This is a genomic window from Streptomyces sp. NPDC001980 (assembly GCF_040296885.1).
GTDB lineage: Bacteria > Actinomycetota > Actinomycetes > Streptomycetales > Streptomycetaceae > Streptomyces.
In genome coordinates, this window is record NZ_JBEOYD010000017.1 from 196,853 (window position 1) to 216,355 (window position 19,503).

General features: G+C 71.5%; 13 protein-coding genes. 12 read left to right on the top strand and 1 reads right to left on the bottom strand.

The features are described from left to right. Nucleotides 1-35: 35 nt before the first annotated feature. Nucleotides 36-2,261, top strand: a complete 2,226-nt coding sequence (locus tag ABT137_RS26210; protein WP_351712932.1) for an MMPL family transporter — start codon at nt 36-38, stop codon at nt 2,259-2,261. A gap of 157 nt (nt 2,262-2,418) precedes the next feature. Continuing rightward, nucleotides 2,419-3,462, top strand: a complete 1,044-nt coding sequence (locus ABT137_RS26215; RefSeq protein ID WP_351712934.1) for a zinc-dependent alcohol dehydrogenase family protein — start codon at nt 2,419-2,421, stop codon at nt 3,460-3,462. Between the two features lie 48 nt (nt 3,463-3,510). Here ABT137_RS26215 and ABT137_RS26220 read toward each other — a convergent pair whose 3' ends face one another. After that, nucleotides 3,511-3,711, bottom strand: a complete 201-nt coding sequence (locus ABT137_RS26220) for a helix-turn-helix transcriptional regulator (RefSeq protein WP_089105276.1) — start codon at nt 3,709-3,711, stop codon at nt 3,511-3,513. Between the two features lie 388 nt (nt 3,712-4,099). On the opposite strand from ABT137_RS26220, the gene iolC reads away from it, so the two are divergent. From iolC to ABT137_RS26270, 10 genes are all read left to right on the top strand, one after another. Next, nucleotides 4,100-5,050 carry a 5-dehydro-2-deoxygluconokinase gene (gene iolC, locus ABT137_RS26225; protein ID WP_351712936.1) on the top strand — a complete coding sequence of 317 codons (951 nt, stop codon included), beginning with the start codon at nt 4,100-4,102 and terminating at the stop codon, nt 5,048-5,050. A 59-nt stretch (nt 5,051-5,109) separates the two neighbouring features. After that, entirely contained in the window at nt 5,110-6,000 is an 891-nt protein-coding gene (locus ABT137_RS26230; RefSeq protein ID WP_351712976.1) for a Cgl0159 family (beta/alpha)8-fold protein, read from the top strand. 10 nt (nt 6,001-6,010) lie between these two features. After that, nucleotides 6,011-6,826: a 5-deoxy-glucuronate isomerase gene (gene iolB, locus ABT137_RS26235; protein ID WP_351712938.1), complete on the top strand. Its 816-nt coding sequence runs from the start codon at nt 6,011-6,013 to the stop codon at nt 6,824-6,826. Then, entirely contained in the window at nt 6,823-8,694 is a 1,872-nt protein-coding gene (iolD, locus tag ABT137_RS26240; protein ID WP_351712940.1) for a 3D-(3,5/4)-trihydroxycyclohexane-1,2-dione acylhydrolase (decyclizing), read from the top strand. Before iolB ends, iolD begins: the two co-directional genes overlap by 4 nt. Before the next feature lie 14 nt (nt 8,695-8,708). Beyond that, entirely contained in the window at nt 8,709-10,211 is a 1,503-nt protein-coding gene (gene mmsA / locus ABT137_RS26245; protein WP_351712942.1) for a CoA-acylating methylmalonate-semialdehyde dehydrogenase, read from the top strand. A 330-nt stretch (nt 10,212-10,541) separates the two neighbouring features. Then, nucleotides 10,542-11,939 (top strand): APC family permease, encoded by a 1,398-nt coding sequence (locus ABT137_RS26250; protein ID WP_351712944.1) that lies wholly within the window; start codon nt 10,542-10,544, stop codon nt 11,937-11,939. Nucleotides 11,940-12,282: 343 nt separating this feature from the next. Then, nucleotides 12,283-14,931 carry a CocE/NonD family hydrolase gene (locus tag ABT137_RS26255; RefSeq protein WP_351712946.1) on the top strand — a complete coding sequence of 883 codons (2,649 nt, stop codon included), beginning with the start codon at nt 12,283-12,285 and terminating at the stop codon, nt 14,929-14,931. Beyond that, nucleotides 14,928-15,791, top strand: a complete 864-nt coding sequence (locus tag ABT137_RS26260) for an ABC transporter permease (protein ID WP_351712948.1) — start codon at nt 14,928-14,930, stop codon at nt 15,789-15,791. The genes ABT137_RS26255 and ABT137_RS26260 overlap by 4 nt, the downstream gene beginning before the upstream one ends. Nucleotides 15,792-15,948: 157 nt before the next feature. Then, nucleotides 15,949-17,436, top strand: a complete 1,488-nt coding sequence (locus ABT137_RS26265; protein WP_351712951.1) for a vWA domain-containing protein — start codon at nt 15,949-15,951, stop codon at nt 17,434-17,436. Nucleotides 17,437-17,514: 78 nt separating this feature from the next. Beyond that, nucleotides 17,515-19,425 (top strand): AMP-dependent synthetase/ligase, encoded by a 1,911-nt coding sequence (locus tag ABT137_RS26270; protein ID WP_351712953.1) that lies wholly within the window; start codon nt 17,515-17,517, stop codon nt 19,423-19,425. Nucleotides 19,426-19,503 lie beyond the last annotated feature (78 nt).

The following is a 19,503-nucleotide window of genomic DNA, read 5'->3' on the forward strand; positions in this document are numbered from 1 at the left end:
GCAGGCAGTGGTCACGGTGAAGGGGACACCGCAGGATGACCGAAGTCAACAAGCCCTCGGAGGCCGGGAGCGGGGCCCGTCCAGGGGGCTGGACCCGGTTCGTGACCGCCCGTCCCCGGCTCTCGCTGCTGCTCGCCCTGGTGATCACCGCGCTCGCCGTGCTGGCCGGCAGCGGGGTCGCCGACCGGCTGGGCAGCGGCGGCTGGGAGGACCCGGCCGCCGAGTCGACGTACGCGACGAAGGCGCTGGAGCGCGAGTTCCCGGACTCCCAGCCCAACCTGCTCCTGCTGGTGGACGCGCGGGGCGGCTCCGTGGACAGCCCGGCGGTGGCGGCGGAGGCGAAGGCCCTCGCCACCCGGCTGTCCGGCGAGAAGGGCGTCATAGGCGTCGGCTCGTACTGGCAGACCAAGTCGCCGTCCCTGCGCGCCGAGGACGGCCATGAGGCCCTGATCGCGGCCCGCATCACCGGTGACGAGAAGGCGGCGGCCGACACCCTGGACCGTATCGCCCCGCACTACCGGGGCACGCACGGACCGGTGACGGTCAAGGTCGGCGGCATGGTGGCGGTCCGCAGCGACATGCAGACGATCATCAAGGAGGACCTGGCCCGCGCCGAGCTGATCGCCCTGCCCATCACCCTGGTCCTGCTGGTGATGGTCTTCGGCAGCGCGATCGCGGCCCTGCTCCCGCTCGGCATCGGCATCGTCGCCATCCTCGGCACGAACGCGGTCCTGCGTGGCATCACGTCCTTCACGGACGTCTCGGTCTTCGCGATGAACCTCACCACGGCCCTCGGCCTCGGCCTGGCCATCGACTACGCGCTCTTCGTCGTCCGCCGCTTCCGCGAGGAACTGGCCACGGGCGCCGACCCGCTGACGGCGGTCGGCACGACACTGCGCACCGCGGGCCGCACCGTGCTGTTCTCGGCCCTGACGGTGGCGGTCTCCCTGGCGGCGATGCTCGTCTTCCCCCAGTACTTCCTCCGCTCGTTCGCCTACGCCGGCATAGCGGTGGTCCTGCTGGCCGCGGCGGCCGCCCTGATCCTGCTCCCGGCGGCGCTGATCCTGCTGGGCCACCGGGTCAACTCGCTGGACCTGCGCCGGGCGTTCCGCAGAGGCCGGGAGTCCAGGCCTGCCGGCGCCGAGGGCACGGCCTGGGCCCGCACCGCGACCCTGGTGATGCGCCGGGCCCCGCTCTTCGCCGTCGCCACCACGGCCTTCCTGATCGTCCTCGGACTGCCGTTCCTGGGCGTCAAGTTCGGCACCGCCGACGACCGCCAGCTCCCGGCCGGCGCCGAGTCCCATGTCGTCCAGCAGCACATCCGGGACGGCTTCCCGGGCAACCCCGGCGGCGACCTCGAGGTCCTGGCCGAGGGCGGGGCGACCCGGGCGCAGTACACGGCGTACAAGGAGCGGGTGGCGGCCCTGCCGGAGGTGGCCGGGGTGGCCGGACCGCTGGTCAAGGGCGACGCGGCGTACTTCACGGTGCAGCCGAAGGGCGAGTCGGTGGACGACGGCGCCCAGCGTCTGGTGGGCGAACTGCGCGCACTGGACACCCCCTTCGACACGAAGGTGACGGGCACGGCCGCGGTCCTGGTCGACTCCAAGCACGCCATCGGGGTGCGCCTGCCCTGGGCGGCGGCGATCATAGCGATCGTCACCCTGCTGCTGGTCTTCCTCCTCACGGGCAGCGTCCTCATCCCCGTACAGGCGGTCCTGCTCAACGCGCTCAGCCTCACGGCGATGTTCGGCGCGGTGGTCTGGGTCTTCCAGGACGGCCATCTCTCGAACCTGCTGGGCTTCACCAGCCCCGGCTCGATCGAGACCACGCTCCCGGTCCTGATGTTCTGCGTGGCCTTCGGCCTCTCGATGGACTACGGGGTGTTCCTGCTCTCGCGCATCAAGGAGGAGTACGACAGAACAGGCGACCACGAACGGGCGGTCCGGCTCGGCCTGCAGCGCACCGGAGGCCTGATCACCGCGGCGGCGATCATCCTGGCGGTGGTGATGGTGGCGATCGGCACCTCCCGGGTCACCAACACCAAGATGCTCGGCCTCGGCATCGCCCTGGCGGTCCTGATGGACGCGATGGTCGTCCGCAGTCTCCTGGTCCCGGCCATCATGCGCCTGACGGGGAAGGCCACTTGGTGGGCACCGGCCCCACTGCGCCGCTTCCACGACCGGTTCGGGCTGAGCGAGGGCGAGCAGGACGTGCCCCAACCGGCGGGCGAGGAGCGGCACAAGGTGGCCACGCCGAGCTGAAGCGCCCCCAAAGGGGGCGCTGGGGGTACCCCCGGCCGAAGGCTGGGGGAGGAACTGCGCGACCGGCCACGACGGCGCCGCAGAAGGCAGACGGTACATCGCGGCAAATCCAGCGGAGCGCTTAGCCTTCGCGCAGCCCCCGAAAGGAGCACGCGCGATGCGAGCCGTCGTCTTCGACCACTACGCCACCCCCGCCGAGGTACGGGACGTCCCCGACCCCCATCCGGCCCCCCACGGAGTGGTCGTCCGCGTGGAGGCCACCGGCCTCTGCCGAAGCGACTGGCACGGCTGGACGGGCCACGACCCGGACATCACGCTCCCGCACGTCCCCGGCCACGAGCTGGCCGGGGTCGTCGAGGAGGTCGGCGCCGGGGTGACCGCCTGGCGCCCCGGCGACCGGGTCACCGTCCCCTTCGTCTGCGCCTGCGGCAGCTGCCCGTCCTGCGCGGCCGGCGACCAGCAGGTCTGCGAACGCCAGACCCAGCCCGGCTTCACGCACTGGGGCTCCTTCGCCCAGTACGTGGCGCTGGACCACGCCGACGTGAACCTGGTGGCGATCCCCGACGACATGGCGTACGCCACCGCCGCCTCCCTGGGCTGCCGCTTCGCCACCGCCTTCCGCGCGGTGGTGCAGCAGGGCAGGGTCGCGGCGGGGGAGTGGGTGTCGGTGTACGGCTGCGGGGGCGTGGGCCTGTCGGCGGTGATGATCGCGGCGGCGTCGGGGGCGCGGGTGGCGGCGGTCGACGTGTCACCCCAAGCCCTGGACCTGGCAAGGAAGTTCGGCGCGGCCCACGGCGTCGACGCGTCGGACACCGAGGACCCCGCGGCGACGGTCCGCGCCCTGACCTCCGGCGGCGCCCACCTCTCCCTGGACGCCCTCGGCTCACCCGCCACCTCGGCCGCCTCGGTCAACTCCCTGCGCCGGCGCGGCCGCCACGTCCAGGTGGGCCTGCTGCCGTCCCCGGACGGCAACACCCCCGTGCCGCTGGCCCGCGCGATCGCCCTGGAGCTGGAGCTCCTCGGCAGCCACGGCATGGCGGCCCACACCTACCCCGCGATGCTCGAACTGGTCCGCGCCGGCACGCTCCGCCCCGACCTCCTGGTCACCTCGACGATCACCCTGGACGCGGCCCCGGCGGCCCTGGCGGCGATGGGCGGGGCACCGGCGGCCGGGGTGACGGTCATCGAGCCCTGGGCCTGACGCGTTCGCGCCCCGCCTCCGGACGGGCGGGGCATCGTGCGGCCGGGCTCAGAAGTCTCTGCGCCCCCGGTTGCCCGGCCGGGAGGCGACCCAGGCGCGGACCGTGTCGGCGTACCAGTAGGGCTTGCCGCCTTCGACATGGTCGGGCGGCGGGAGCAGCCCGTGCTTGCGGTAGGAGCGGACGGTGTCCGGCTGCACCCGGATGTGCGCCGCGATCTCCTTGTAGGACCAGAGCCGTCGGTCGGTCATGGGATGCACCTCCCTGCGCGCACCGCGGGGGCGACCGGAGGCGGTCGTCGGGGGAGCCGGGCGCTGCGCTGGCGATTACAAAGCCTGTGCCCGGTGAACGACGGAGAGTGACCAAGGGCAAGCGGCTGTGGGCCGGGTGTGACCGAGAGCCCGCGTATGCGCGACATGTGTGACACAAGGGGGGAGTTTGTGACACAGCCGGGGCACAGGCGCACGCCGGGTCGTCGGCGGGGCGCCTTGACATCCGCGTGAACGACGGGCGCCCCCGTAGGGGCCCCCTATTCCACCCCTCTCGCCCACCCTCTCGTCAGAATGTCCGGACAAACCATTGACACGACCTCCCCTCCCGGACTACAAACCACGGGAGAGCCATGACGAAGGGAAGCCGATGGCGTACGACCTGATCACCATGGGGCGGATCGGGGTGGACCTGTATCCGCTCCAGACCGGAGTCCCGCTCGCCCAGGTGTCGTCCTTCGGCAAGTTCCTCGGGGGGTCGGCGACGAACGTGGCCGTGGCGGCCGCCCGCCTCGGCCGGAACACCGCCGTCATCACCCGCACGGGCGATGACGCCTTCGGCGCCTACCTGCACGAGGCCCTTCAGGGCTTCGGCGTGGACGACCGCTGGGTCACCCCGGTCCCCGGCCTGAACACCCCGGTCACGTTCTGCGAGATCTTCCCGCCGGACGACTTCCCGCTGTACTTCTACCGGCAGCCCAAGGCCCCGGACCTGGAGATCGACGCCCACGAGCTGGACCTCGACGCCGTCCGCGCGGCCCGCATCTTCTGGATCACCGGCACGGGCCTGAGCGAGGAGCCCAGCCGCACGGCGACCCTCGCGGCCCTCGCCCACCGCGCCAAGGCGGGGATCACCGTCTTCGACCTCGACTGGCGCCCCATGTTCTGGAAGGACCCGGACACCGCCCGGCCCTTCTACGCCGAGGCGCTCAAGCACACCACCGTCGCCGTCGGCAACCTCGACGAGGTGGAGGTCGCGACCGGCGTACGAGAGCCGCAGGCCGCCGCCCAGGCACTCCTCGACGCCGGTGTCGAGATCGCCGTCGTCAAGCAGGGCCCCAAGGGCGTCCTCGCCGTCAGCCGCGACGGCGACTCCGCCGAGGTCCCGCCGCTGCCCGTCAACGTCCTGAACGGCCTCGGGGCCGGCGACGCCTTCGGCGGCTCCCTCTGCCACGGCCTCCTCGAAGGCTGGGATCTGGAGAAGACCATGCGGCACGCCAACGCGGCCGGCGCGATCGTCGCCTCCCGCCTGGAGTGCTCCTCCGCGATGCCGACCGGCGAAGAGATCGACGCCGCGCTCGCCGCCGGAGCGGTGCTGTGAGGGCCGGCCGCGTCGCGGGCGCGCACCACGACGGCGGAGCCGGCGCCCCCGCCAGGCAGGTGAAGGTGGACCTCTCCGCCCTCGTCCACACCCGCACCCACCACCCCGAGGCGATCGCCGAGGCGGCCGCCCGACGCTCCCGCCGTCCGCTCCTCAACGAGGACGGCAAGCTGATGATCGTCGCCGCCGACCACCCGGCCCGCGGCGCCCTCGGCGTGGGCGGCGACAAGCTCGCCATGGCCAACCGGGCCGAACTGCTGGAACGGCTCTGCCTGGCCCTGTCCCGCCCCGGCGTCGACGGCGTCCTCGCCACCGCCGACATCCTGGACGACCTGCTCCTGCTCGGCGCCCTCGACGGCAAGGTCGTCATGGGCTCGATGAACCGGGGCGGACTGCAGGGCGCCTCCTTCGAGCTCGACGACCGCTTCACCGGCCACCGCGCCGAGGACATACAGCGCCTCGGGTTCGACGCCGGCAAGCTGCTGCTGCGCATCGACTACGACGACCCGGGCTCCCTCACCACCCTGGAGTCCACGGCCCGCGCGATCGACGACATGGCCGCACGCCGGCTGCCGGTCTTCGTCGAGCCGTTCATCAGCCGCCGCACCCCCGAGGGCAAGGTCAAGAACGACCTGTCCCCCGAGGCGGTCACCAAGTCCATCGCCATCGCCTCGGGCCTCGGCGGGAGTTCGGCCTACACCTGGCTGAAGGTGCCGGTGACGGACAACCCCGACGACATGGCCCAGGTCATGGAGACGTCCACCCTCCCCGCCGTGCTGCTCGGCGGCGAAGTGGGCGGCACCGTCGAGGAACAAGCCGGCGCGTACGAGAAGTGGCGCAGCGCCCTGCAACTCCCCACCGTGCGCGGCCTGGTGGTCGGCCGCTCGCTGCTGTACCCGGCGGACGGCGACGTGGCCGCCGCCGTGGACACCGCCGTCGGACTCCTGTGAGGGCGAGAAGATGACGACCAACGAGCTGCATCTCACCAAGGGTTCGACAGCGAACGCCCAGTACGCGCTCGACATCGACCCCAAGCGGGCCGGTTGGGCGCACAGCAGCCTCCGGATCGTCGAACTGCCCCCTGGTGGAACGCATTTGTTCACCACCGGGGACAGTGAGTGGATCGTGCTTCCGTTGCAGGGCGGTTGTACGGTGCAAACAGAGGGAAACGAGTTCCAGATCCTGGGCCGGGAGAGCGTGTTCAGCGGAGTCTCCGACTTCGTGTACGTGCCCCGGGACGCCCAGGTCCAGATCGCCTCCGGCGCGGGAGGCCGCTTCGCCCTGGCAGGAGCGAAGTGCGAGCGACGACTCCCCGCCCGCTACGGCCCCGCGCCGGAGGTCCCCGTCGAAGACCGCGGCAGCGGCACCAGCGCCCGCCGGGTGCGCAACTTCGCCTCCGCGGACTCCTTCGACTGCGACAAGCTCATCGCCGTCGAGGTGATCACCCCCGGCGGCAACTGGTCCTCGTACCCGGCGCACAAGCACGACGAGTACCGGCCCGGCGAGGAGTCGGAGCTGGAGGAGGTCTACTACTTCGAGATCGACGGACCGAACGGTTTCGGGTATCAGCGCGTATTCCCCTCCCGTGAGGGCGGTACGGACGTCCTCGCCGAGGTCCGCTCCGGCGACGTCGTGCTGGTCCCCGACGGATGGCACGGCCCGTCGATCGCGCAGCCCGGGCACGACATGTACTACCTGAACGTCATGGCGGGGCCCGGTGCGACGCGGGAGTGGCGGATCTGCTTCCACCCGGACCATACGGAGGGTTACCGATGACGATTCGGTTGACCGTCGCGCAAGCGCTTGTCCGCTTCCTCGCCGTCCAGTTCACCGAGCGGGACGGCGAGCGCCGCCGCCTGATCGGCGCCACCTGGGGCATCTTCGGCCACGGCAACGTGGCCGGCCTCGGCCAGGCACTCCTGGAGCACAGGGACGAGATGCCGTACCACCAGGGCCGCAACGAGCAGGCCATGGTGCACGCGGCGGTCGGCTACGCGCGTCAATCGAACCGTCTCGCCACGCACGCCGTGACGACCTCCATCGGTCCGGGCGCCACCAACCTGGTCACCGGCGCCGCCCTCGCCACCATCAACCACCTCCCGGTCCTGCTGCTCCCCGGCGACGTCTTCGCCACCCGCCCCGCCGACCCGGTCCTCCAGCAGCTCGAAGTCCCGCACGCGGCCGACGTGTCCGTCAACGACACACTCCGCCCCGTCTCGAAGTTCTTCGACCGGATCAACCGCCCCGAGCAGCTGATCCCCTCCGCCCTCGCCGCCATGCGCGTGCTCACCGACCCCGTCGAGACCGGCGCCGTCACCCTCGCCCTCCCGCAGGACGTACAGGCCGAGGCGTACGACTGGCCCGAGGAGTTCTTCGCGGAGCGGGTGTGGACCGTACGACGGCCGGGCGCCGATCCCGCCGAACTGGCCGCGGCCGTCACGGCGATCAGGAACGCGCGCAGGCCCCTGGTCATCGCCGGCGGCGGGGTCCACCACAGCCGCGCCGAGGCCGTCCTCGCCGAGTTCGCCGAGGCCACCCGCGTCCCGGTCGCCTCGACCCAGGCGGGCAAGGGTTCGCTCCGCTGGGACCACCCGCAGGACGTCGGCGGCGTCGGCCACACCGGCACCGCCACCGCCGACGAACTCGCCCGCACCGCCGACCTGGTGATCGGCGTCGGCACCCGCTACACCGACTTCACCACGGCCTCCGGCACCCTCTTCGAGAACCCGGACGTCCGCTTCCTCAACCTCAACATCGCCCCGTACGACGGCCACAAACTGGCCGGCCTGCCCCTGGTCGCCGATGCCCGCAGCGGTCTCGCGGAGCTGCGGAAGGCCCTGGACGGCCACCGGACCGCCGACTCGTACGTCACCGAGTACACCGAGGACAAGGAGCGCTGGGAGCAGCGCGTCGACGCCTGCTACGAGGCCGACGAGCCGGACATCCGGCCGACCCAGCCGCAGGTCCTCGGCGCCCTGGACGCGCTCGTCGACGACACGGACGTACTGATCAACGCGGCCGGCTCGCTCCCCGGCGACCTGCACCGGATGTGGCGGGCGCGGTCGTACGACCAGTACCACCTGGAGTACGGCTACTCGTGCATGGGCTACGAGATACCGGCCGCCATCGGGGTGAAACTCGCGGCGCCGGAGCGGAACGTGTGGGCGCTGGTCGGCGACGGCACGTATCTGATGATGCCGACCGAGATCGTCACCGCCGTGCAGGAGGGGATAGCCATCAAGGTGCTGCTGGTGCAGAACCACGGCTACGCCTCCATCGGCGGACTCTCCGAGTCGGTGGGCGGCGAGCGGTTCGGCACCGCGTACCGCTTCCCGTCGGAGGACGGCACCTTCACGGGTGCCCCGCTCCCCGTCGACCTGGCCGCCAACGCGGCCAGCCTCGGCATGCGCGTCCTGCGCGCGAAGACTGTCCGGGACCTGCGCACGGCACTCGCCGAGGCGCGGGCCGCCGACACTCCCACATGTGTCTACGTGGAGACCGAAACGGCCGACACTGTGTCGGGCCCGCCTCCCGCGCAGGCCTGGTGGGATGTACCTGTGGCCGAGACCGCGACCCGATCCTCCGCGGTCAAGGCACGTGAGCTCTACGAACGGCACGTCTCCACCCGACGCCGCCATCTGTGAAGGAGTAACCGGTCATGACGAAGATCGTCAACCACTGGATCGGCGGCAAGTCCGTCGACGGCACGTCGGGCAACTACGGGCCGGTCACCGACCCGGCCACCGGCGTGGTCACCACGAAGGTCGCGTTCGCGTCGGTCGACGAGGTCGACGCCGCGGTCGCCGCCGCCAAGGACGCGTTCGTGAGCTGGGGCCAGTCGTCGCTGGCCAGGCGCACGGAGATCCTGTTCCGCTTCCGTGCCCTGCTGGACGCGAACCGGGACGCGATCGCCGAGCTGATCACCGCCGAGCACGGCAAGGTGCACAGCGACGCGCTCGGCGAGGTCGCCCGCGGCCTGGAGATCGTCGACCTGGCGTGCGGCATCAACGTGCAGCTGAAGGGCGAGCTGTCCACGCAGGTCGCGTCCCGTGTGGACGTCTCCTCGATCCGCCAGCCCCTGGGCGTGGTCGCGGGTATCACGCCGTTCAACTTCCCGGCGATGGTCCCGATGTGGATGTTCCCGATCGCGATCGCGACCGGCAACACGTTCGTCCTCAAGCCGTCCGAGAAGGACCCGTCCGCGTCGATCAAGCTCGCCGAGCTGCTGGCCGAGGCCGGGCTGCCGGACGGTGTCTTCAACGTGGTCCACGGTGACAAGGTGGCCGTGGACCGGCTCCTGGGGCACCCGGACGTCAAGGCGGTCTCCTTCGTCGGCTCGACGCCGATCGCCCGCTACATCCACACCACCGCCTCCGCCAACCACAAGCGGGTGCAGGCGCTGGGCGGCGCCAAGAACCACATGCTGGTCCTGCCGGACGCGGACCTCGACGCGGCGGCCGACGCGGCCGTCTCCGCCGCCTACGGCTCGGCGGGTGAGCGCTGCATGGCCATCTCGGCCGTGGTCGCCGTCGGGGCGATCGGCGACGAGCTGGTGGAGAAGATCCGCGAGCGCGCCGAGAAGATCAAGATCGGTCCCGGCAACGACCCGTCCTCCGAGATGGGCCCGCTGATCACGGCCGTGCACCGCGACAAGGTGGCCTCCTACGTCTCCGGTGCCGCCGCCGAGGGTGCCGAGGTCGTCCTGGACGGCACCGGCTACACGGTCGAGGGCTTCGAGGACGGCCACTGGATCGGCATCTCGCTCCTCGACAAGGTGCCCACCACCGCCAAGGCCTACCAGGACGAGATCTTCGGCCCGGTGCTGTGCGTCCTGCGCGTGGAGACGTACGAGGAGGGTGTGGCGCTGATCAACTCCTCCCCCTTCGGCAACGGCACCGCGATCTTCACCCGGGACGGCGGCGCCGCCCGCCGCTTCCAGCTGGAGATCGAGGCGGGCATGGTCGGCGTGAACGTGCCGATCCCGGTCCCCGTCGGCTACCACTCCTTCGGTGGCTGGAAGGACTCCCTCTTCGGCGACCACCACATCTACGGCAACGACGGCACGCACTTCTACACCCGCGGCAAGGTCGTCACCACCCGCTGGCCCGACCCGGCCGACGCGCCCGCGGGCGTCGACCTGGGCTTCCCGCGCAACCACTGAGCGTGACCGCTTGACCCTGTCGGGGCCGTCCGGATACCGGACGGCCCCGACTTTTTTTGTCGGCGGTGCTGCGGTTCTCGTTTTCGCGGGATGAAACGGGTGGCTTAAGTTCTTTGCGTTCATGACCTTCGAAACCAAGGTCATGCGGATGACGGTCTTGATGATTGCCCCATCTTGCCGTTCGATCCTAAGAAAGTGATGTGACCCCCGTCGCTTTAAGAGTGCGGAATCCGAAGGTAAACAGCCATTGACGCAATGGTTTTCGTCGGGGTTCCATGCAGCACAGCCCAACCGCCGGAGGCATCCGCCAGAGTCGATCGGAACCGCCGCATGACCGACACGCTCCGCCCTGTCGAGACCGCCGTCGTAGAGGCGTCTGACAGTCCCAAGACGCTCAAGCGCTCCATCGGAGTAGTAGGCGGCACCCTCCTCACCCTCTCCTGCGTCACCCCGGCCTCCACGCTCTTCGTGGTCGTCCCCGACCTGTTCGGCTCCCTCGGGACCGCCACCGCCCTCACGATCGCCATCGGCTCCCTCCTCTGTATCGCCGTGGCCTTCTGTTACTCGGAGTTGGGCACCCTCATCCCCAGCGCGGGCGGCGAGTACGCCATGGTCTCGACGATGGCGGGCCGCCTCGCGGGCTGGCTGGTCTTCGTCCTCTCTCTCCTCGTCGTGATGATCGTGCCGCCGGTGATCGCGATGGGCACGGCCGACTACCTGTCCCCGATCGTCCACCTGGACCCGGCCCTGACCGGCGCCGGCGTGATGCTCCTCGCGACCCTCGCCGGCCTCCTCGACCTGCGTGCGAACGCCTGGATCACCGGCATCTTCCTGGTCCTCGAGGTCATCGCGGCCGGCGTGGTGGCGGTGCTGGGCTTCTCCCACAGCCACCGGGGCGTCGGCAGCCTCACGTCCATGCAGGTGGCGGACACGGGCGGCCACACCACCACGGTCACCGCCATGCTCGTCGTCTCGGGCCTCGCCATCGCCCTCTTCGTCACCCAGGGCTTCTCGACGGCCGTCTACCTCTCCGAGGAGCTGGAGAACCCGCGCCGCAACGTAGCCCGCACGGTCCTCGCCACCCTCGCGATCTCCACGGTGATCATCCTCGTCCCGGTCGTCGCGATCACCATGGGCGCGACCGACCTCAAGTCCCTCACCGGCGGCGACATCAGCTCCATGGTCACCGCCTGGTCGAACTCCGCGGTCGGTACCTTCGTCAGCCTCTGCGTGGCCCTCGCGATCATCAACGCGGGCATCGTCATGGTCATCCAGAACTCCCGCGTGCTGTTCGCCTCGGCCCGCGACAAGGCCTGGCCGGCCCCGGTCAACGGCGCCCTCTCCCGCCTCGGCCGCTTCGGCTCCCCCTGGGTCGCCACCCTCGCCGTCGGCGTTCCCGGCGCCCTGCTCTGCTTCGTCAACCTGGACACCCTGTACGGCGTGACGGGCGTCTCGGTGACCGGCATGTACCTCCTCGTCGCCGTCGCCGCCCTCCTCTCCCGCCGCGGCCACCACAAGCACACCCCGGCCTGGCGCATGCCGCTCTGGCCCGCGATGCCGATCCTCCTCATCGTCGTCCTCGGCTACATCCTCACCCAGCAGGAAACGACCTACCTCCTCTGGACCGGCGGCATCACCGCCGCCGCGACCCTCTACTGGGCCTTCTACCTCCGCCCCCGCAAGGAAACCCACTGGGTCGTCTCGATCCCGGAGGACGCCCAGCCCTGACGGCCGGCGACTGCCGCGCCCCGACAGGGGCGCGGGGAACTGCGCGACCGGCCCCCACCGGCCCGCAAGTACCCACCGTCCGGTCCGGCACCGCCGAAATCCGCCGCTGCGGCTGATCGCCGTTGCGGCGGGATGGGGTGGGGCGGTGATGTTCGGTGGAGCGGCGGTGGGTTGTGAGTGCCGGTGGGAGCAGCCGGCCTCAGGGGCGTGGGAAGCGCCCCCGGCGTCACCCCGGTGTACCGCACCCGAAGTACACGGCAACCCACCCCTACTCCTCGGGGATGGCCCGCTGTTCAGCCCACCGTCGGCATCGGATGTCGGTGCGGGCCCGTACCGTTGAAGCATGGATCTTCGACCCCCCGGCCTACGAGCGCTGCTCGGGCGGCCGCGGCGGCTTCTGGCCGCCGCGGCCGCCGTCGTCGTGCTCGCCGGTGCCGGTACGTGGACGGCCGTCGCCTCCGACGACCCGCCCCCGGTGCACCGGACCGACAAGGTCATGGCAGTGGACGGGGTGCGTCTCGACACCTCGTTCTTCACCACGTCCGGCACCGGCCGACGCCCCGCGGTCCTCCTCGCCCACGGCTTCGGCGGCAGCAAGGACGACATGCGCGCCGAGGCCGAGGACCTCGCCCGCGACGGCTACGCGGTCCTCACCTGGTCCGCCCGCGGCTTCGGCAGGTCCACCGGGAAGATCGGCCTCAACGACCCGAAGGGCGAGGTCGCCGACGTCTCCAGGCTCATCGACTGGCTGGCGAAGCAGCCCCAGGTCCAGCTCGACAAGGCCGGCGACCCGCGCGTCGGCATGGCGGGCGGCTCGTACGGCGGCGCGATCTCCCTCCTCACCGCCGCCTACGACAACCGGGTCGACGCCATCGCCCCCTCCATCACGTACTGGAACCTCGCGGACGCCCTGTTCCCGAACGGCGTCTTCAAGAAGCTCTGGGCCGGGATCTTCTTCAACACCGGCGGCGGCTGCGCCAACTTCCAGCCCGAGCTGTGCGCGATGTACGACCGGGTCGCCGAGTCGGGCAAGCCGGACGCGGCCGCGGTCAAGCTCCTCGAAGAGCGGTCACCGTCGGCCGTCGGCAGCCGCATCAAGGTGCCGACGCTGCTCTTCCAGGGGCAGACCGACTCCCTCTTCACGCTCTCCCAGTCGGACGCCGCGGCGAAGGCCATCAAGGCCAACGGCGCCCCCGTCGACGTCGACTGGATCGCCGGCGGCCACGACGGCGGCGACCTGGAGACCAGCCGTGTCGAGGGACGGGTGACGTCGTGGTTCGACCGGTACCTGAAGGGCGACAAGGCCACCGACACCGGCCCGGCCTTCCGGATCACCCGCACCGGAGGCGTCGACTCCACCGACGGCGCCGCCCAGCTGCGCGGCGCGACCGCCGCCAGTTACCCCGGCCTGGAGAGCGACCGGAAGAACATCGCCCTGAAGGGCGGCACCCAGCGCGTCGCCAACCCGGCCGGCGCCAGCCCGCCCGGCGTCTCCGCCCTGCCGGGCCTCGGCGGCTCCGGCGGCCTCGCCCAGCTCTCCTCCTTCGGCGTCGGCATCTCCCTCGACTTCCCGGGCCAGTACGCCCGCTTCGACTCGGCGCCGATGGCCGACAACGTGCAGATCACCGGCACCCCCACGGCCACCGTCCACCTCACCTCGACCACCGGCGACGCCGTGCTCTTCGGCAAGGTGTACGACGTCGGCCCCGACGGCACCCAGCAGGTGCTGCCCTCCCAGCTGGTCACCCCGATCCGCGTCGAGGGCGCCAAGGCCGGCAAGGACGTCACCCTCACCCTCCCGGCCATCGACCACGAGGTGCAGAAGGGCCACCGGCTGCGCCTGGTCCTCGCCTCCACCGATCTCGGCTACGCCTCCCCGACCGCTCCGGCCACCTACACCGTCTCCCTCCAGAGCCCCCTGAGCGTGCCGACGGCACCCCAGGTGGACACGGCCGCCGCGCCGCTGCCCTCCTGGGTGTGGTGGCTGCCGCTGGCCGGCGCGCTGGCCGCCCTGGCCCTGCTGCTCACCGGCCGCCGCCGCACCGCCGGCCCGGCCCCCGCCCCGGCGCTCGCCGAAGTCCCGCTCCAGATAACGGACCTGAGCAAGCGCTACGCGGGCTCCTCCGACCGGTACGCGGTCCGGGAGCTGTCCTTCCGCGTGGAGAAGGGCCAGGTGCTGGGCCTCCTCGGCCCCAACGGCGCGGGCAAGACCACCACCCTGCGCATGCTGATGGGCCTGATCAAGCCGGACGGCGGCGAGGTCCGGGTCTTCGGCCACGCCATCCGCCCGGGCGCCCCCGTCCTCTCCCGGGTCGGCGCCTTCGTGGAGGGCGCCGGCTTCCTGCCGCACCTGTCCGGCCGGGAGAACCTGGAGCTGTACTGGCAGGCCACAGGGCGCCCGCCCGAGGACGCCCACCTGGACGAGGCCCTGGAGATCGCCGGCCTCGGCGACGCGCTGGCCCGCGCGGTCCGCACCTACTCGCAGGGCATGCGCCAGCGCCTCGCCATCGCCCAGGCCATGCTCGGCCTGCCGGACCTGCTCATCCTCGACGAACCCACCAACGGCCTCGACCCGCCGCAGATCCGCGAGATGCGCGAGGTGATGATCCGTTACGCGGCCGCCGGCCGCACGGTGATCGTCTCCAGCCATCTCCTCGCCGAGGTCGAGCAGTCCTGCACCCACCTCGTGGTGATGGACCGCGGCCGCCTCGTCCAGGCCGGACCGGTCGCCGACATCGTCGGCTCCGGCGACACCGTCCTCGTCGGCACCGGCACTCCCCTGGAGGAGCCGGTGGTGGAGAAGGTGGCCGCGCTGCCCGGCGTGGCATCCGTGACCAGTACGGCCGACGGCCTGCTCGTCCGCATGGAGCCCGGCGGCAGCGCACCGCGCCTGGTCGCCGAACTCGTCCGGCTGGATGTGCCGGTGGCGTCGGTCGGCCCGCACCGCCGTCTGGAAGACGCCTTCCTGACCCTGATCGGAGGTTCCGCATGAACACGCTCACCGAGAAGGCCGCGGTCGCCTCCGGCTACCGGGCGGGCCGCACCCTGCCGCTCCGCGTCGAACTGGTCCGCCAGCTCAAGCGGCGCCGCACGCTGGTGATGGGCGGGATCCTGGCCCTACTGCCCGTCGTGCTGCTGATCGCGTTCGCGATCGGCGGCCAGCCGGGCGCCCAGAACGGCCAGGTCACCCTCCTGGACACGGCCACCGCGTCCGGCGCCAACTTCGCCGCGGTCAACCTGTTCGTGTCGGCCGGCTTCCTGCTGGTCATCCCGGTCGCCCTGTTCTGCGGGGACACGGTCGCCTCGGAGGCCGGCTGGTCCTCCCTGCGCTACCTGCTCGCAGCGCCCGTGCCGAGGGCCCGGCTGCTGTGGTCCAAGCTGGTCGTCGCGCTCGGCCTCAGCCTGGCCGCGATGATCCTGCTGCCGCTGGTCGCCCTGGCCGTCGGCACGGTCGCCTACGGCTGGGGGCCCCTCCAGATCCCCACCGGCGGCGCACTCGACACCACCACCGCCACCCAGCGCCTCGCGGTAGTGATCGTGTACATCTTCCTGTCCCAGCTGGTCACCGCGGGCCTGGCGTTCTGGCTCTCCACGAAGACCGACGCCCCCCTCGGCGCGGTCGGCGGCGCGGTCGGCCTGACCATCGTCGGCAACGTTCTCGACCAGGTGACGGCCCTCGGTGACTGGCGTGACTTCCTGCCCGCGCACTGGCAGTACGCCTGGGCGGACGCCGTACAACCCCACCTGGAGTGGTCCGGCATGATCCAGGGCACGGCGGTCTCGATAACGTACGCCCTGGTGCTGTTCGCCCTGGCCTTCCGGGGTTTCGCCCGCAAGGACATCGTCTCCTAGGTCACCGGACGATCTCCCTCCGGCCTCGAAACCCCTGGTCCGTGGCCACTTCGAGATTCATCCGCAACGCATCGGGGCGCACGTTCCGGCCCCCTGCGCCGTCACAGTCGACGAAAAGTCAGGAAGTCGACTCCGACCGGCACAGGGGGCACACGCGATGAACCGACACCGGACACGACGACAGACGTGCGGGGCACTGCTCGCCCTCACCACCGCGGGCGCCCTGCTGCTGACGGGCTGCGGCGCGGACGAGAACCACGTGAACGGCCCGAAATACACGACCGCCACCCGGGCCCCCGCGCCCTCCCAGGCACAGGGCGACGAGACCGACGCCCCCTCCGACCACCTCTCCACCTTCGCCCTCGACGTCGACACCGCCTCCTACGGCTACGCCCGTCGCACCCTCGCCGACGGCGGCCGCCCCGACCCCTCGACCATCCGGCCCGAGGAATTCGTCAACAGCTTCCGCCAGGACTACCGAACCCCCGAGCACAACGGCTTCACGGTCACCGTCGACGGCGCCCGCACCAGCAAGCCGAACTGGTCCCTCGTCCGCGTGGGCCTCGCCACCCGCCCCGCCGCCGACGACCCCGACGAACACCCCCCGGCCGCCCTCACCTTCGTCATCGACGTCTCCGGCTCCATGGACCAGCCGGGCCGCCTCGACCTCGCCAAGAAGTCCCTGGACACGATGACCGACCGGCTGCGCGACGACGACTCGGTCGCGCTCGTCACCTTCAGCGAACACGCCGAGACGGTCCTGCCGATGACCCGCCTCGGCGGCCACCGCGCCGAGATCCACGACGCGGTCGACGGCCTCGCGGCCCTCTCCTCCACCAACCTCGGCGAGGGCGTCGAGACCGGCTACGCCACCGCCGTCGAGGGCCTGCGCAGGAACGCCACCAACCGCGTCGTCCTCATCTCCGACGGCCTCGCCAACGACGGCGAGACCGACCCGAACGCCATCCTCAAGCGCATCGACGGCGACCGCCGCGCGTACGGCATCACCCTGTTCGGCGTGGGCGTGGGCAGCGACTACGGCGACGCCCTCATGGAACGCCTGGCGGACAAGGGCGACGGCCACACGGTGTACGTCTCCGACACCGCGACCGCCACCGACGTCTTCTGCCGTCAACTCCCGCAGAACATCGACCTGGTGGCCCGCGACGCCAAGGCCCAGGTGGCCTTCGACCCGCACACGGTCGCCGACTTCCGCCTGATCGGCTACCAGGACCGCAAGGTCGCCGACCAGGACTTCCGCGACGACAAGGTGGACGGCGGCGAGATCGGCCCCGGCCACACGGTCACGGCCCTCTACGCGGTCCGCACCATCCCCGGCACGGACGGCCACCTCGCGACCGCCACGGTCCGCTGGCTGGATCCCAACACCCGTTCCCCGCACGAGAACACCGGCTCCATGGAGACCAACGCCCTGCACGACGACGTCTGGTCGGCCTCCCCGCGCTTCCAGGTGACGGCGGTGGCGGCCTACTTCGCGGACGCGCTGGCGGACGGGGAGTACGACATCCCGGGAGCACCGAGCCTCACGAAGCTGCAGTCCCGGGCAGCCACTCTGGCGCGGGTGACCGAAGACAAGGACGTGGCTGCTCTGTCCACAGCGATCAGTGAGGCAGCGCCCCTTTAGGGGCGCGGGGCCCGCACCCGAACCCCAAACCGTCCGAACCCATTGACCTCCCCTTACTTCTGAGTAAGTTGACGCCCCATGAGCGTACGCAGCGACCTCGAACGAGCACGCCGACGTACCGACCTGGCCGACCGGGGCAAGGTCGAGGTCATCAAGGACGAGGCCGGGGTCGTGCGGGAGGCGAGCCGACCGCCTCTCGCCGCCCCGCTCATGACCGGCTCCCTCGCCGACCTCCCCTACACCAACGCGGCCGAGGACCCCCACGCCACGGCGATCCGCCGCACCGACGGTCCGGTCACCGCAGAAGCCTTCGCCGCCCAAGTGGCCTCCGCCGCAAAAGGGTTGATCGCCGCCGGCCTCGCCGCAGGCGACCGCGTCGCCGTGATGTCCCGCACCCGCTACGAGTGGACGGTCCTCGACTTCGCCGTCTGGGCGGCCGGCGGTGTGACCGTCCCGGTCTACCCCACCTCCTCCGCCGACCAGGTGGAGTGGATCGTCAGGGACTCCGGCGCCCGCCACGTCGTCACCGAGACCGCACAGAACACCGCCACCGTCATCACCGGCACGGCCTCCCACCCCCGCCCCCCGCGCGTCTGGGAACTCGACGGCGGCGCGCTCGCCGACCTCACCCTCCTCGGCCAGGAGATCCCGGACGAGGAGGTGACCAAGCGCCGTAGCGGCCTCACCCCCGACACCACGGCCACCGTCTGCTACACCTCCGGCACCACCGGCCGTCCCAAGGGCTGTGTCCTCACCCACGCCAACCTGTACGCCGAGGCCGCCAACACGGTCGAGCTGCTGCACCCCGTCTTCCAGGCGGCCACCGGCCAGACCGCGTCCACCCTGCTGTTCCTCCCGCTCGCCCACATCCTGGGCCGCACGCTCCAGATCGCCTGCCTGCTGGGCCGGATCGAGATGGGCCACTTCCCGAGCGTGAAGCCGGACGAACTCCGGCCCGCGCTACGGGAGTTCCGGCCGACGTTCCTGGTCGGGGTGCCGTACCTCTTCGAGAAGATCCACGACACCGGGCGGGCGACGGCGGAGAAGATCGGGCGTGCCGCGTCCTTCGACCGCGCCGAGCGGATCGGGGTGCGGTTCGCCGCGGCCTGTCTGGAGAAGTCCCTCGGCACGGGGAAGGGCCCCGGCCCAGGTCTGTACGCCGCCTGGGCGCTGTACGACCTGCTGGTCTACCGCCGTATCCGCAAGGAACTCGGTGGCCGGATGCGGTACGCCGTCAGCGGCGGCTCACCGCTCGACCGCGACCTCAACCTGTTCTTCCACGCGGCCGGCATCGTCGTCTACGAGGGCTACGGCCTGACCGAGACCAGCGCGGCCGCCACGATCGTGCCGCCGCTCGCGCCGCGCCCCGGCACGGTGGGGCAGCCGATCCCGGGGACGGCCGTCCGGATCGCCGAGGACGGCGAGGTGCTGATCAAGGGCGCGGTGGTGTTCGGGTCGTACTGGAACAACCCGGCCGCGACCGCCGAAGTGCTGGCGGACGACGGCTGGTTCGGGACCGGCGACCTCGGTGCGCTGGACGCGGACGGGTATCTCACCATCACCGGCCGCAAGAAGGACATCCTGGTCACCTCCGGCGGCAAGAACGTCTCCCCGGCCGTCCTGGAGGACCGGCTGCGCAGCCGGGCGCCCGTCGGCCAGTGCCTGGTGGTCGGCGACAACCGGCCGTTCGTCGCCGCGCTGATCACGCTGGACCCCGAGGCGGTCGCCCACTGGCTGTCCGTAGGGAAGCTGCCGTCGGACACCCCGCTCGCCGAGCTGGTGCGCGACGACCGGATGCGGGCCGAGGTGCAGAAGGCGGTCGACCATGCCAACCAGGCCGTCTCCCGCGCCGAGTCGATCCGTGCCTTCGCCGTGGTGGAGGGCGAGTTCAGCGAGGAGAACGGCCTGCTCACGCCGTCCCTGAAGGTCAAGCGCCACGCGGTGACGGCCCGCTACGCGGCCGAGATAGAGGCGCTGTACCGGAAGTGAGCAAAAGGCGGCGGGCCACCGGAACCTCGCGGGCCGCGTCGAGGAACACCGACCGGTTGTCCTCCAGGTGGTCCCGCA

Bases quoted from the DNA above. Each gene is read 5' to 3' on its own strand.
- iolD (WP_351712940.1), top strand. From the start codon at position 6,823: ATGACGATTCGGTTGACCGTCGCGCAAGCGCTTGTCCGCTTCCTCGCC.
- mmsA (WP_351712942.1), top strand. From the start codon at position 8,709: ATGACGAAGATCGTCAACCACTGGATCGGCGGCAAGTCCGTCGACGGC.
- ABT137_RS26250 (WP_351712944.1), top strand. From the start codon at position 10,542: ATGACCGACACGCTCCGCCCTGTCGAGACCGCCGTCGTAGAGGCGTCT.
- ABT137_RS26210 (WP_351712932.1), top strand. From the start codon at position 36: ATGACCGAAGTCAACAAGCCCTCGGAGGCCGGGAGCGGGGCCCGTCCA.
- ABT137_RS26270 (WP_351712953.1), top strand. From the start codon at position 17,515: ATGAGCGTACGCAGCGACCTCGAACGAGCACGCCGACGTACCGACCTG.
- ABT137_RS26260 (WP_351712948.1), top strand. From the start codon at position 14,928: ATGAACACGCTCACCGAGAAGGCCGCGGTCGCCTCCGGCTACCGGGCG.
- ABT137_RS26255 (WP_351712946.1), top strand. From the start codon at position 12,283: ATGGATCTTCGACCCCCCGGCCTACGAGCGCTGCTCGGGCGGCCGCGG.
- ABT137_RS26265 (WP_351712951.1), top strand. From the start codon at position 15,949: ATGAACCGACACCGGACACGACGACAGACGTGCGGGGCACTGCTCGCC.
- ABT137_RS26215 (WP_351712934.1), top strand. From the start codon at position 2,419: ATGCGAGCCGTCGTCTTCGACCACTACGCCACCCCCGCCGAGGTACGG.
- ABT137_RS26220 (WP_089105276.1), bottom strand. From the start codon at position 3,711: ATGACCGACCGACGGCTCTGGTCCTACAAGGAGATCGCGGCGCACATC.
- iolB (WP_351712938.1), top strand. From the start codon at position 6,011: ATGACGACCAACGAGCTGCATCTCACCAAGGGTTCGACAGCGAACGCC.
- iolC (WP_351712936.1), top strand. From the start codon at position 4,100: ATGGCGTACGACCTGATCACCATGGGGCGGATCGGGGTGGACCTGTAT.